Origin of the sequence: Sphingomonas kyeonggiensis (genome assembly GCF_014196745.1) — a bacterium.
Taxonomy (GTDB): Bacteria; Pseudomonadota; Alphaproteobacteria; order Sphingomonadales; family Sphingomonadaceae; genus Sphingomonas; species Sphingomonas kyeonggiensis.
This window is the reverse complement of record NZ_JACIEH010000004.1, coordinates 32,786-45,555: the sequence shown is the minus strand read 5'-3', so window position 1 is coordinate 45,555 and position 12,770 is coordinate 32,786. Positions and strand designations below refer to the sequence as shown.

Genomic DNA, 12,770 nt, shown 5'->3' with positions numbered 1-12,770 from the left:
CCTCGTTCGAACGGTCTTAGAGCGCTTCGGCGCCCGAAATGATTTCCACCAGCTCGGTCGTGATCGCGGCCTGGCGCTGGCGGTTGTAGATCGTGTTGAGCCGCTTGATCAGGTCGCCGGCGTTGCGCGTGGCGTTGTCCATGGCGGTCATCTTCGAGCCCTGCTCCGACGCGGCGTTCTCGCGCATCGCGCGGAACAGCTGGATCGCGACGTTGCGCGGCAGCAGGTCGGCGAGGATCGATTCCTCGTCGGGCTCATAGGTGACGGCGGCGCCGCTCGATACCGCGGCGGTCTCGGCCTGCGGGATCGCGACCGGGATGATCTGCTGCGCGGTCGGCTCCTGGGCCAGCACCGACTTGAAGGTCGAGTAGAACAGGGTCGCCACGTCGAACTCGCCCGCCTCGAAGCGTGCGATCAGGTCGTCGGCATAGCCGCGCGCATCGGCGAAGCTCAGCTTGCCCAGGTCGCCCGGCTCGATCGAGTGGATGATGTTCTTGGGGAACTGGCGGTTCAGCACGGCGCGGCCCTTGCGGCCGATCGTGTAGATCTTCACCGTCTTGCCCTGCGCCAGCAGCTCCTGCGCATGGCGGCGGGCCAGGCGGGCGATGTTGGTGTTGAACGCGCCGGCCAGGCCCTTGTCGCTGGTCGCGATGACCAGAAGGTGGACCTGATCCTTGCCGGTGCCGGCGAGCAGCTTGGGCGAGCTCTCGCTCACCGAAATCTTGCTGGCCAGGCTGGCGACGACGGCTTCGAGGCGCTGGGCATAGGGGCGCCCGGCCTCTGCCGCTTCCTGCGCACGGCGCAGCTTGGCGGCGGCGACCATCTTCATCGCCTTGGTGATCTTCTGCGTCGACTTCACCGAGCCGATGCGGATCTTGAGGGCCTTCAAACTTGCCATTTACGAATTCCGAGCAAGGGCCAGACGGCCCGCGAGACCAACAAATGCGACGCCGAGAACGCCCTCGATCCAGCGCATCGCGCTGCTCTGCTTCGCGGCGCGGCCCGCACGGGCGGCGACGAAGACGATACCGGTGAGCCAGAAGCCGCCGAGCACATAGGGCACTGCGATCAGCAGCGCGCCCTTGAGCGGGGCATCAGCGCCGGTGCCGACGAACTGCGGCAGGATGGCGAGGAAGAACAATGCGACCTTGGGATTGAGCGCGGTGGTGAGCAGCCCCTGCCAGAAGGGCTTGCCCAGAGCGGGCGCCTCGGCAGTGGCGGGAGCCGGGCGAACCGCGCCGCGGATCAGCTTGAAGCCGAGCCATGCGAGGTAGATCGCGCCGGCGGTCTTCACCACCGTGAACAGCGCCGGGAAGACCGACAGGACGCTGAGGAAGCCGAAGCCGCACAGCGCCATGTACCACAATCCCCCGAGCACCACGCCCGAGACTGCCGCCAGGCCGGCCCGCACGCCTCCGCGCGCCGCGTGACCCGCGACGAGCATCGTGTCCGGCCCGGGCGTCAGCACGAGGCCGACGCTGAGCAGCGTCCACGCGAGGAGGGAGTGGTCGGCCACCGGCTGCTATCAGGCGAAGGTCTTGGCGAACGCCTCGAGGGCGGCCTTGAGCTTCGCCTTCACGTCGTCCGACAGGTCCTTCGAGTCGCGGATCGCGCCGAGGATGTCGGCGTGGTTCGCGCGGAGATCGGCGAGCATCGCCGCCTCGTAGCGCACCACGTCCTGCACCGAAACGGCGTCCAGGAAGCCCTGGGTGCCGGCGAAGATCGACGCCGTCTGCTCCTCGAAGGGCAGCGGGTTGAACTGCGGCTGCTTGAGCAGCTCGGTCAGGCGCGCACCGCGGTTCAGCAGGCGCTGGGTCGAGGCGTCGAGGTCCGAGCCGAACTGCGCGAAGGCGGCCATCTCGCGATACTGGGCGAGGTCGAGCTTGATCGAGCCCGAGACCTTCTTCATCGCCTTGGTCTGGGCCGAGGAGCCCACGCGCGACACCGAGAGGCCGACGTTGATCGCCGGGCGGATGCCGGCGTTGAACAGGTCGGTCTCGAGGAAGATCTGGCCGTCGGTGATCGAGATCACGTTGGTCGGGATGTAGGCCGACACGTCGCCCGCCTGGGTCTCGATGATCGGCAGCGCGGTGAGCGAGCCGTTGCCATTGGCGTCATTGAGCTTGGCAGCGCGCTCGAGCAGGCGGCTGTGGAGATAGAACACGTCGCCCGGATAGGCTTCGCGGCCCGGCGGGCGGCGCAGCAGCAGCGACATCTGGCGATAGGCGACGGCCTGCTTCGACAGATCGTCGAACACGATCAGCGCGTGCATGCCGTTGTCACGGAAATACTCGCCCATCGCGGTGCCGGTGTAGGGCGCGAGGAACTGCAGCGGCGCGGGGTCCGAAGCGGTCGCGGCGACGACGATGGAATATTCCATCGCGCCATTCTCCTCGAGCGTGCGCACCAGCTGGGCGACGGTCGAGCGCTTCTGGCCGACGGCGACGTACACGCAGTAGAGCTTCTTGCTCTCGTCGGTGCCGGCGTTGACCGTCTTCTGGTTGATGAAGGTGTCGATCGCGACGGCCGACTTGCCGGTCTGGCGGTCGCCGATGATCAGCTCGCGCTGGCCACGGCCGACGGGAACGAGCGCGTCGATCGCCTTGAGGCCGGTCTGCACCGGCTCGTGGACCGACTTGCGCGGGATGATGCCCGGCGCCTTCACTTCGACGCGGCTGCGCTTCTCGGCGACGATCGGGCCCTTGCCGTCGATCGGGTTGCCGAGGCCGTCCACGACGCGGCCGAGCAGGCCCTTGCCGACGGGAACGTCCACGATGGTGCCGGTGCGCTTGACGGTGTCGCCCTCGCGGATCTCGGCGTCCGAGCCGAAGATCACGACGCCGACATTGTCGGCTTCGAGGTTGAGCGCCATGCCCTGCACGCCATTGGCGAACTCGACCATCTCGCCGGCCTGGACGTTGTCCAGACCGTGGATGCGCGCGATGCCGTCACCGACGCTGAGCACCTGGCCGGTTTCCGAGACCTGGGCCTCGGTGCCGAAATTGGCGATCTGGTCCTTGATGACCTTCGAGATTTCTGCGGCGCGGATATCCATGATTCTAGCCTTCAGCCTTTCATCGCGTGCGCGAGGGAGTTCAAACGGGTCTTGATCGAGCTGTCGATCATCTGGCTGCCGATCTTCACGACCAGCCCGCCAAGGAGCGAGGGATCGACCGAAAGGTCGATGGCCACTTCACGGCCGATCCGGGTGCGCAGCTGCTGCTTGAGCGCGCTGACCTGGTCCGCGGTGAGCGGGTGAGCGGAGACCACTTCCGCCGTCGTCTCGCCGCGATGCGATGCGGCGAGCTGGCGGAAGGCGCGGATCACCGCGGGAAGCTGGCCCAGCCGGCGATTCTCGGCGAGCACGCCGAGGAAGTTCGCGGTGGTGGCGTCGAGCTTCAGGCTCTTGGCGACGGCGGCGACGGCCTTGGCGGCATCGCCACGCGACACCAGCGGGCTGGCGGTCAGCGCCTTGAAGTCGGTCGATTCGGCAAGCGCCTTGGCAACGGTGCCGAGGCTGTCCTCGACCTGGCCCAGCGCCTTCGAATCACGTGCGAGCTCGAACAGGGCGGTAGCGTAGCGTCCGCTTAGGCTTGCCTGGATACCGGCGGAATTCTCCACGCGATCGGGTTCCTCTCGGAGGTTCGGGTTTCAGCCCCATATGAATTGGGGGCCGATTTCCGGCTCCATCAAAGTATTAGTTTGATGGACACCCCATACGGCCCCCTATGGGTCGCGGCGCGGTTAGCATCGGTGTCACAGGGATGCAACCCGAGTCCGAGTCGCTCTCCTCGAGGACTCTCCCAAAGTGACCGCGACACGGTGTGTACCGAATCGTTTCGTATGGTAAACGGCCGCCGCGATATCCTTTTGGGGGAAGGGACGGGGAAATGGACAAGCGGATTCTTGCCGGCATCGGAATCGTGGCGCTGATGGCGGGCGTCGCGCGCGCGGAAGTGTTGGAGATCACCGGCGAGTTCGCCGCGCCGAACCGCGAGGCGAGCCTGCTGCGCTCGATCTCGGTCGACCGGATTGCCGGACAGGACGGGTCGGCGCTGGCGCGGGCGATCGAGCAGGCCCTGTCGGGTACGCATTTCGACCTGATGGGTGGGTATACCGGCCGTGACAATGCCGAGGGTTCGCTGACCGGCGGCGTCACCACCGGCGTCGACGAATCCAACTTCAAGCGGAAGGAGAAGCGCTGCATCGAGAAGGACAGCGCCGACCAGAAGAAGTGCATCCGCCATGCCGAGGTCGAGCTGCGCTGCCGTCGCCGGCTCGTGTCGGTGAAGGCCGATCTCCGCCTGGTGCGCAACCGCGACGGGCGGATCGTCTATTCGGTCACCCGCCCGGTGACCAACGACTTCAGCTGGTGCGAAGGCGACAAGACCGATCCCGAGCCGGTGGAGGACGTGATTGCCAATCTGGTGCGCGACCTCGGCAATTCGGTGCGCGCCGACATCGCGCCGACCCTATCCACCTATCGCATCCGGGTGCGCGAGAGCGACAAGGGGATGGGCAAGGACCAGGCGAAGCGGTTCAAGGACCTGGTCAAGCTCACCAAGCGCGATGTGCGCGGTGCCTGTACCGGCTGGGCCGCGCTGGCTGGGGAAGTGCCGAACAACGCCTCGATCACCTTCGACCTCGGGCTCTGCGCCGAGCAGGCCGGCAACTACGAGAAGGCCGAGCAGCTCTACCGTGCCGCGCAGCGCGCCGGCGCCCAGGAGGGCGGCGAAGGCGCCGATCGCGCGATCCGGCTGATCGCCGGTCGCGAGGATGCCGCGATCCGCGCCCGGCGTCGCTGAGCGTGGGGACCTAAAGAAAAGGCCAGGCATCATGCCCGGCCTTTTCGTTTCAGCTTTGGGAAGCGTGGGTCTCAGCGCCCGCGATTGCCGCCCTGACCACCCTGACGACCGCCGCCGCCGCCCTGGCCACCCTGGCGCTGGCCACCGCCGCTGCCGGTCGGGCGCGGCTGCCACTTGCGCTTCGGGCGGGCATAGTTGCGGGGCTGTTCGCCCTGCGGCTGCGCATCGAAGCGGCGCGGACGCGGCTCGCCTGCGGCCGCACCGGCTGCTTCCGGACGCGGGGCATGGCCGTCGCGGCGCGGCTGGTCGCCGCGTGCGCGGTCTTCGCGCTGGCCGCCGGGGCGACCGCGCTGCGGCTGGCCGCCGCCCGGGCGGCGACCGTCACGCTGCATCGCGCGGCCGTTGCGGCCATTCTGCTCGTCACGGGTCGGCGCCACGTTGACGCGGGTCGACCTGATCTTCTCGGCAGCGGCGACGAAGCCCTCGGGCAGCGGCACCACGGTGAGCTTCTGGCGGATCAACCGCTCGATGTCGCGCAGATAGGGCCGCTCGTCATCGGCGCACAGGCTGATCGCCTCGCCATCCTTGCCGGCGCGCGCGGTGCGGCCGATGCGGTGGACATACTGGTCCGCCACGTTCGGCAGCTCGAAGTTGAAGACGTGGCTGACGCCAGACACGTCGATGCCGCGCGCGGCGATGTCGGTCGCGACCAGGATCTTCACCTTGCCGGCGCGGAACTCGCCGAGCGCGCGCTCACGCTGCGGCTGGCTCTTGTTGCCGTGGATCGCGTTGGCGGCGATGCCGTTGCCCGCGAGCAGGCGGACGACGCGGTCGGCGCCGTGCTTGGTGCGGGTGAACACCAGCGCGCGATCGATCTCGGTCTCGCGCAGCAGCATCGTCAGCAGCGCCTGCTTCTCGTCCTGGCGGACGAAGGTGACGCTCTGGTCGACACGCTCGGCGGTGGTCGCCTCGGGGGTGACCTTCACTTCGACCGGATCCTTGATGAACTGGCCAGCCAGCTCGCGGATCGTCTTCGGCATGGTCGCCGAGAAGAACAGCGTCTGGCGCTTCGACGGCAGCTCGCGGACGATGCGCTTCAGGGCGTGGATGAAGCCCAGGTCCATCATCTGGTCGGCCTCGTCGAGGACGAGGATCTCGATCCCGAGCAGGATCGCGTAGCACTGGTCGATCAGGTCGACGAGGCGGCCCGGCGTGGCGACGACGATGTCGACGCCCTTGGCGAGGTCGGTCTTGTTCTTGTGGATCGAGGTGCCGCCGAACACGGTGGCGACCGAAAGGCGCGTGCCCTTCGAATAGTGGCGGGCCTGGTCGGCGATCTGGCTGGCGAGCTCGCGGGTCGGGGCGAGGATCAGCATGCGGCAGCCGCGCGGCTGGGCGCGCTTGCCGCTGGCGACCAGGCGATCGATCGAGGGGAGCATGAAAGCGGCGGTCTTGCCGGTGCCGGTCTGGGCGATGCCGAGCAGGTCGCGCCCTTCGAGCAGCGACGGGATCGACTTGGCCTGGATCGGCGTCGCCTCGCTATAGCCCTTGGCGGCAAGCGCGGCGAGAACGGTCTCCGAGAGACCGAGTTCGTTGAATTGCATTATGTGTCCTGTACATACGGCCGGGCGCACCGGACGGAATCCAGGCGCAAGGCGGGGTCAAAAATGACGACCCGCGTGACTAGGGAAGCCGGGAAAACAAAGAGGCGGAGCCTGGACCCTTGGGATGAACCCGCATGTCCGATCACGCTGCATTACGCCTCGATGCTGGGCCATATGGCGATGAAATCGGTTTCCGTCAAGAAAGGGGTGCTGCGTGCCTCATCGGCGTGGCTGCACCGGGCAGCCGGGTGCGGCGGATCCCGCCGCCATTTCGGGGCTGGCCCCGCCTCCCGCATTTCCCGCGCTGAAATGGTCGGCGAGCGGTGCGAGTATCCCGGCGCCCTTTTCGGCGAAAAGCGCTCGGGCCATGACCGCCTCATGCGCGCCGCAGAAGGAGCTCTTGCCCGACAGGGCCCGATATTCGAGCGTGACGCAGGCGCCGGATCGGTAGCAGCGCCGATGCTCGGCCAGCCCGGCACAGTTTCCGCTCGATGGCGATCAGGATCAGCGTGACCCGAATCATCGCGGATATCCCGTCACGCAGCCCATGGCGGGCTTGAGTTTTTCGAGAGGTTCGCCGCGCTTTAGCGCTTCGGCGAAGCGGATCAGGGCGGCATCGGCCCGGCGCAGGGACTGGTTCAATTCTGCTTGCGTGCTTCCCTGCGTATCCTCGCGATACCAGATCGCTTCGCCGGCAACGGCTTCTTCCTTGGAGCAGAGGTAGAGGCCCCTGCCTCCCACCACGCCATATTTGAGGGTGATGGAGTGATCGTCGTCGTCATCCACCCAGATGATCGTCTCGGAAAGCGGATAGCAGGCGGAGCCACCGGTCGGCTTTCTGTGATCGGCATGGGTCAGCCGCTCGAAATGGCGCCAGCATGCATTCTCGCCCTTCGCATCCGATGCGCGGCGTGCACAGGCGCAGGAGGCGTTCGCGAGCGACTGGAGGCCGGGAATGCGCGCGGCATTTCTATCGACGCTCAGAACCGCGGCCATTGGACCGGCAATCGCCGCAACGGCGATCGGCAGCAGCACGGCGATCAGCGCACTTCGTCTCATGCGCAAAGGCTAAACCACCCCACCCCGTTGCGCATACGAAATTAGTGCCGGTTGTCGGTCATTCGCAAATCACTCGTTAACGCATCCGCGGCTAAGGTTTCCGCGCCTGTAACGGAGCCTTGAAATTGATCGTCGCCAAGCTTGAGATCCTCGGAGATATCGACCGCCGCGGCGCGATCCGTTTCGATGCGGATTCGCCGTCGACCCTGCGCGTGCCCGACGGCGCGCCGCTCGACGTGCGGGTCGAGGACTTCTCGCGTACCGGCTTCCGCTTCTCCTCGGAGATCGACCTGCCGGTCGGCACGCTGGTCTCGCTCGGCCTGTCGGGCGCGGGCTCCCGCGCCGCCAAGGTGGTGCGCCGCTCGGGCTCGACCTATGGCTGTGCCTTCATGAAGGCGCTGACCGAGGAAGAGATCGCCCATGCCTTTCGCGGGCAGGAGCACATCCTCGCCGATCTCTCGGCCGCGCTCGCCGCGCGTTTCGGCACGGCCAAGCCGGGCGGGAAGCCGACCATGCCACCGCTCCGCCGGCTGATGCGTCGCCCGACGCGCGAGGACTGAGGTCCCCGCGTTCGCTTTGAGCGCAATCGCCGGGATGTGGGGTGCCGCGCAGGCGCCTATATCCGGGGCATGACCCAGCAGCTTTCCCTTCCCGAAGACGCGGCCTGGGCCGCCTTCGAAGCGCGCGACCGCGCCTTTGACGGGCGGTTGATCGTCGCGGTGACCACCACCCGCATCTATTGCAAGCCGACCTGCCCGGCGCGGCGGCCGAAGCGCGAGCATGTCGAGTTCTTCGACGATGCCGAGGGTGCCCGCGCCGCCGGATATCGCGCCTGCCTGCGCTGCAAGCCCGACGAGGTCGGCCGCGATCGGATCGCGGTGGCCAGGGCGGTGGCGCTGATCGAGGCGGCCGAGGAATCGATCTCGCTCGACGAAGTCGCCGCTGCCGTCGGCTATGCCCCGCATCATTTCCACCGGCTGTTCAAGCGCGCCACCGGGGTGACGCCGGCCGCCTATGCCCGCAGCCTCAAGGCGAAGCGCGCGGCGGAGGCGCTGGGCGAGGGCAGCGTCACCGAGGCGATCTACGAGGCCGGCTATTCGGCGCCGAGCCGCTTCTACGAGACCGCCAATGCCCGGCTCGGGATGAGCCCCAGCGTGTGGAAGCGCGGCGGGGCCGGGGTGACGATCCGCTGGACGATCGCCGAGACCAGCCTTGGCCCGCTGCTGATCGCGGCGACCGACAAGGGGCTTTGCCGCGTCGCGTTCGACGAGAACGCGCTCGGCCTGGCCCAGCGCTTCCCGGCGGCGGAGATCGTCCAGGGCGGTGCGGCGCTATCGGCGCTGGCCGCGCGCGTCGTCGCCGAGGTCGAGAGCCCCGGACGCGACACCGACCTGCCGCTCGACGTGCAGGGCACCGCCTTCCAGGAAGCGGTGTGGCAGGCGCTGCGGGCGATCCCGCCGGGCGAGACGCGCAGCTATGCCCAACTCGCCGCTGCGGTGGGCAGCCCCGGCGCGGTGCGCGCAACGGGCACCGCCTGCGGTGCCAATCATGTGCCGGTGATCATCCCCTGCCACCGCGTGCTCCGCTCGGACGGCAGCATGGGCGGCTATGCGTACGGCGTCGATCGCAAGCAGGCGCTGCTCAAGCGCGAGGGTGGCGAGCGATGAGCTATGTCATCCAGGGCATCGACCCCGCGCCGTTCCGGCATCTCTATGGCCTGTCGGACGCGGCGCTCGCCGCCGAGCAGGTGGTGCGCTTCACCGTCGAGAAGAAGCCCGATGCGCCGTGCCGGGTCGAGCTGGTCGATGTCGAGCCGGGCGAGACCGTGCTGCTGGTCAATCACGAGCACCTGCCCGTCGCCACGCCCTATCGCAGCGCCCATGCGATCTTCGTGCGCGAAGGCGCCGAAGTGCCGGCGCGCTTCGAGAATGCCGTGCCCGCGCCGCTGGCGATCCGCCTGCTCTCGGTCCGCGCGTTCGACGAAGCGGGCATGATGACCGATGCGGAGGTCATCGAAGGCCGCGACCTCGCGCCGCTGATCGTGCGGATGTTCGCGGATCCGGCGGTGGCCTATCTCCATGTGCACAATGCGAAGCGCGGGTGCTTCGCGGCCCGGGTCGATCGCTTCTAACCCTCTACCGCTTGCGGGAGAGGGAATTCACTTCGCCGCAGGCGTCTCGTCGGGCCCGGCCCCCGCACATTTGTACACCAGCTTCTCGTTGTACACCGCCGGCAGCGCCGTGCGGATGTTCTGCTGCTGGGTCGCCAGCTCGGCGCGCTTGGCCTGGTCGGACGAGCATTCCTTGAGCGGCACGCCCTTCCGCAGCGCCCGCGCCTGCTTCATCTGCTCGGACGAGAGCAGGTAGCGGGTGTTGGTATAGGTGCCGGTGGCGGGATCGAAGTCGAGCACCGAGACATTGGCTTCCTGGTCGGGGACCAGGATCCGCTGCCAGTGGGTGCCCGATTCGGCATATTGGGTGCGGCTGTTGATGCAGCCGTCCGCGCCGATATCGAGATCGACCTTGTCCGTCGCGGAGACGATCACCCGGCTGCGCTCGGGCACCAGCGTGCAGACCAGCTTGCCCTGTGCGGTCGCCTGCGCCGCGCCGCTCGCCGCCGCCTTGGGCACCGGCAGCACCGCATTCTCGTTGAAGCCCGGCCGGCTGAGGAACAGCGCCACCGCGCCCAGCATCAGCACGCCGCCGCCCGCCGCGACCCAGATCGCCTCGCGCTTGCGCTCGCGGGAAAGCAGCAGCCCGGCACCGCCCACCGCCAGCGCGCCGAGCACCAGCAGCACCGCGGCGCCCGCCATGTAGTTCTCGCGCGTGGTCTCGGCGCGGTTGCGCGCCTGGGCGATGGCGTCGTCGCGCTCGGCCGCGGCCTTGGCGGCATCGGCGCGCGAGACCTCGTCGGCCGCCAGCCGCGCCTTTTCGTCGGCACTGCGCTCCTGCGCCATCTGCTCCTCGACCGAGGTGCAGGGCAGGTCGATGGTCGAGACCGGCTGCTTCGCCTCGGCGAGGAACGCCGTCAGCTCGCTGTCGGCAATGGCGAAGGCGAAGGTCGAATCGCCCTCGTCATTATGGGTGATCGCCGAGTTGACGCCGAGCACCCGGCCGCAGCGATCGAGCAGCGGTCCGCCCGAATTGCCGCGCGCGATGCTGGCGGTGTGGAGCAGCACGCTCACGCCGCTCAGCTGGCGCAGTCCGGCGAACCCGCCCTGCGAGCGCACCGGCGATTGCGGCTTGATGAAGTCCGCCGCCGAGCGCGCGGTGGCCACGTCGACATTGCCGGGATAGCCGAGCGCGACCAGCGCATCGCCGTCGGAGATCTTGCCGCCGAACAGGGTGAGCGGCGGCAGGCGCACGCCGGTGAACTCGATCAGCGCCAGATCGCGCGCCTGGTCGATCTTGATCACCTTGCCCTGGTACGACTTGTCGCCTTCCGACGGGACGACGCCGATCACGACATTGTCGGGATAGCGCGAGGCCAGCTCGACGACATGCGCGTTGGTGACCACCCGGTTGGGTGCCACCGCGAAGCCGCTGCCGTGGCCGAAGCCGACCACCTCGTCATCGACCACCGCGATGGTGACGATGCGCACCACACCGCGCGCGGACGCGGATATGTCGTCGGCATGCGCGGGAGCCGCCCAGGCAAAGAGCAGCGCCACGACCATGAGCAACCGACGCATCATCGACCCCGAACCTCCATTTGGCCGGCAGCTTTCGGGCAAAAGCCCCCGCGGTTCAAGCGGTGGCGAGCGCGTCAGTCGCTGTCGTCGGAGCCCTTGTCCCGCTCGCCCAGCGCAGCCGCCGCGCCGTCGATGTCGTTGGCGTCGATCTTGGCGATCAGCATCGCCGCGAACTTGGCCATGCCGCCATTGTGCGGCTGATAGGCGAGCGGGGCGAGCAGCGCCCGCGCCCGCACCGCGTCCCGGTCGAGCAGCAGCATCGCCGCGGTGTTGAGGCGCAGGCCGTTGTCCTGCGGCGCGTAGTAGAAGGCGTCGAACAGCCCGTCCTTGGCGATGGCCGGCGCAGGCACGCCTTGTTCGGTGAAGCTGCGATAATAGAGGATCAGCGGTTCAGGGTCCTGCGGGGCGATGCGGTTGCCGGCGGCGATGATCTTGCGGATCGCGGTCCAGCTCTCCTTGCCGTAGTCCTTCGCCTTGTGGGCCAGGGCCATGCGGCACATCGCCTTGTAGACATAGCCGTCCACCGCCTTGGCATCCGCCGCGACGGCGCGGTCGGCGGCGGCTTCGGCCACCGCATAATCCTTGGCGTCATAGGCGGCCTCGGCCAGCACGAGCTGGGCGCCGACATCGTTGGGATAGGGTGCTGCGGCCTTTTTCGCTTCGGCATAGACGGCGGGGGCGGTCTTCTCGTTCACGCCGTTCTTCGATCGGATGCGGACGTCCATCGTCGCCGCTTCGCCGGGCGTGAGCTTGCGGATGGTGACTTCGCCCGCCACCGTGGCCTCGGCCTTCACCCGCAATCCGCTGAAGCGGCCGGTCTTGTAGCGCTCCAGCTCACGGTCCAGCGCCTTCAGGTCGCCGAACACCTTGGCGGCCTCGGCGAGCGACTTGCCGTTGTTGATCGCGCTCAGATAGGCGACGAGCTGGCCTTTGCGCTGGCCGCTGAACTGGAGATAGTGGTTGAGCAGCCAGCCGCGCCCGTACAGCCCCTCCCGTTGCTCGTCGCTGAGCTTGAGCGTGTCGGCGGTCAGCAGCTTGTCGGCGGGCAGCCAGTTGCCGCTGAGCAGGCTGTATCCGCGATATTGCGGCGGCTCGCCCAGCACCATCGAGCCGTCCTTGTCGTAGCGCGTGGTCGCATAGGTCTCGGCGAAGCCCTCGATGTACCAGGACGGATAGACCGCGCTCGGACTCAGGCTCCACATCATATAGTGTGCATATTCGTGGAGCAGGATCTGCTGCGCATTGAGGTCGCTCGCGTCCCCGTCGTCCGAACTGCTCGGCACGATGGCCAGCGAGCCGCCGGCGCGCGGGCGGTAGAAACCTGCGGCCCATTTCTCCCCGGCCAGCTTCGCGACGACGCTCTTGTTGTCGACCATGTAGACGTTGAGCCGGTTGGCGCGGTCGATCGGCTCGTCCTTGGCGCCGCGCAGCGCGCGAACCATCTTGTCGAACCGTTCGAGCTTGGTGGCGAATTCCTTCAGCCTCTCGGGCTTCTGCTCGGAGTAGACGGTGAAATGGCCGGTGCTGGCTTCGTACCAGTCGGCATGCGCGGCCGCCGGCAAGGTGAGCAGCGCGGCGGCAAGCAGCTTGCGCAACATCTGGAATCCCCCT

Annotated in this window: 12 protein-coding genes; 4 read left to right on the top strand and 8 right to left on the bottom strand. The window is 68.0% G+C overall.

Going from position 1 to position 12,770, the window contains the following annotated elements:
- Positions 1-16 precede the first annotated feature (16 nt).
- The 4 genes from GGR46_RS21720 to GGR46_RS21705 are packed head-to-tail and all read right to left on the bottom strand — an operon-like array spanning position 17 to position 3,621.
- Positions 17-898 (bottom strand): F0F1 ATP synthase subunit gamma, encoded by an 882-nt coding sequence (locus GGR46_RS21720; RefSeq protein WP_184000178.1) that lies wholly within the window; start codon positions 896-898, stop codon positions 17-19.
- Complete coding sequence (locus GGR46_RS21715; protein ID WP_343058290.1) at positions 899-1,516, bottom strand: LysE family translocator; 618 nt, start codon at positions 1,514-1,516, stop codon at positions 899-901.
- A gap of 9 nt (positions 1,517-1,525) precedes the next feature.
- Entirely contained in the window at positions 1,526-3,055 is a 1,530-nt protein-coding gene (atpA, locus tag GGR46_RS21710) for a F0F1 ATP synthase subunit alpha (protein ID WP_184000177.1), read from the bottom strand.
- An 11-nt stretch (positions 3,056-3,066) separates the two neighbouring features.
- Positions 3,067-3,621: a F0F1 ATP synthase subunit delta gene (locus tag GGR46_RS21705; RefSeq protein WP_184000176.1), complete on the bottom strand. Its 555-nt coding sequence runs from the start codon at positions 3,619-3,621 to the stop codon at positions 3,067-3,069.
- A 269-nt stretch (positions 3,622-3,890) separates the two neighbouring features.
- Here GGR46_RS21705 and GGR46_RS21700 point away from each other — a divergent pair, with 269 nt between their 5' ends.
- A complete protein-coding gene (locus GGR46_RS21700) occupies positions 3,891-4,805 on the top strand; it encodes a tetratricopeptide repeat protein (protein ID WP_184000175.1) in 915 nt (304 codons plus the stop codon).
- Positions 4,806-4,876: 71 nt separating this feature from the next.
- Here GGR46_RS21700 and GGR46_RS21695 read toward each other — a convergent pair whose 3' ends face one another.
- Both GGR46_RS21695 and GGR46_RS21690 read right to left on the bottom strand, forming a co-directional pair.
- A complete protein-coding gene (locus GGR46_RS21695; protein WP_184000174.1) occupies positions 4,877-6,409 on the bottom strand; it encodes a DEAD/DEAH box helicase in 1,533 nt (510 codons plus the stop codon).
- A gap of 519 nt (positions 6,410-6,928) precedes the next feature.
- Positions 6,929-7,444 carry a hypothetical protein gene (locus GGR46_RS21690; RefSeq protein ID WP_184000173.1) on the bottom strand — a complete coding sequence of 172 codons (516 nt, stop codon included), beginning with the start codon at positions 7,442-7,444 and terminating at the stop codon, positions 6,929-6,931.
- Between the two features lie 143 nt (positions 7,445-7,587).
- Here GGR46_RS21690 and GGR46_RS21685 point away from each other — a divergent pair, with 143 nt between their 5' ends.
- The 3 genes from GGR46_RS21685 to GGR46_RS21675 all read left to right on the top strand — a co-directional run bounded on the left by GGR46_RS21685 (position 7,588) and on the right by GGR46_RS21675 (position 9,599).
- Positions 7,588-8,028, top strand: a complete 441-nt coding sequence (locus GGR46_RS21685) for a PilZ domain-containing protein (protein WP_184000172.1) — start codon at positions 7,588-7,590, stop codon at positions 8,026-8,028.
- Positions 8,029-8,097: 69 nt separating this feature from the next.
- Positions 8,098-9,135: a bifunctional DNA-binding transcriptional regulator/O6-methylguanine-DNA methyltransferase Ada gene (gene ada, locus GGR46_RS21680; protein WP_184000171.1), complete on the top strand. Its 1,038-nt coding sequence runs from the start codon at positions 8,098-8,100 to the stop codon at positions 9,133-9,135.
- Positions 9,132-9,599: a DUF1203 domain-containing protein gene (locus GGR46_RS21675; RefSeq protein WP_184000170.1), complete on the top strand. Its 468-nt coding sequence runs from the start codon at positions 9,132-9,134 to the stop codon at positions 9,597-9,599. The genes ada and GGR46_RS21675 overlap by 4 nt, the downstream gene beginning before the upstream one ends.
- A 27-nt stretch (positions 9,600-9,626) precedes the next feature.
- Here GGR46_RS21675 and GGR46_RS21670 read toward each other — a convergent pair whose 3' ends face one another.
- Both GGR46_RS21670 and GGR46_RS21665 read right to left on the bottom strand, forming a co-directional pair.
- Complete coding sequence (locus GGR46_RS21670; protein ID WP_184000169.1) at positions 9,627-11,159, bottom strand: S1C family serine protease; 1,533 nt, start codon at positions 11,157-11,159, stop codon at positions 9,627-9,629.
- A gap of 74 nt (positions 11,160-11,233) precedes the next feature.
- On the bottom strand, positions 11,234-12,757 hold the full coding sequence (locus GGR46_RS21665; protein ID WP_184000168.1) for a hypothetical protein: 1,524 nt from the start codon (positions 12,755-12,757) through the stop codon (positions 11,234-11,236).
- Between the last annotated feature and the right edge of the window lie 13 nt (positions 12,758-12,770).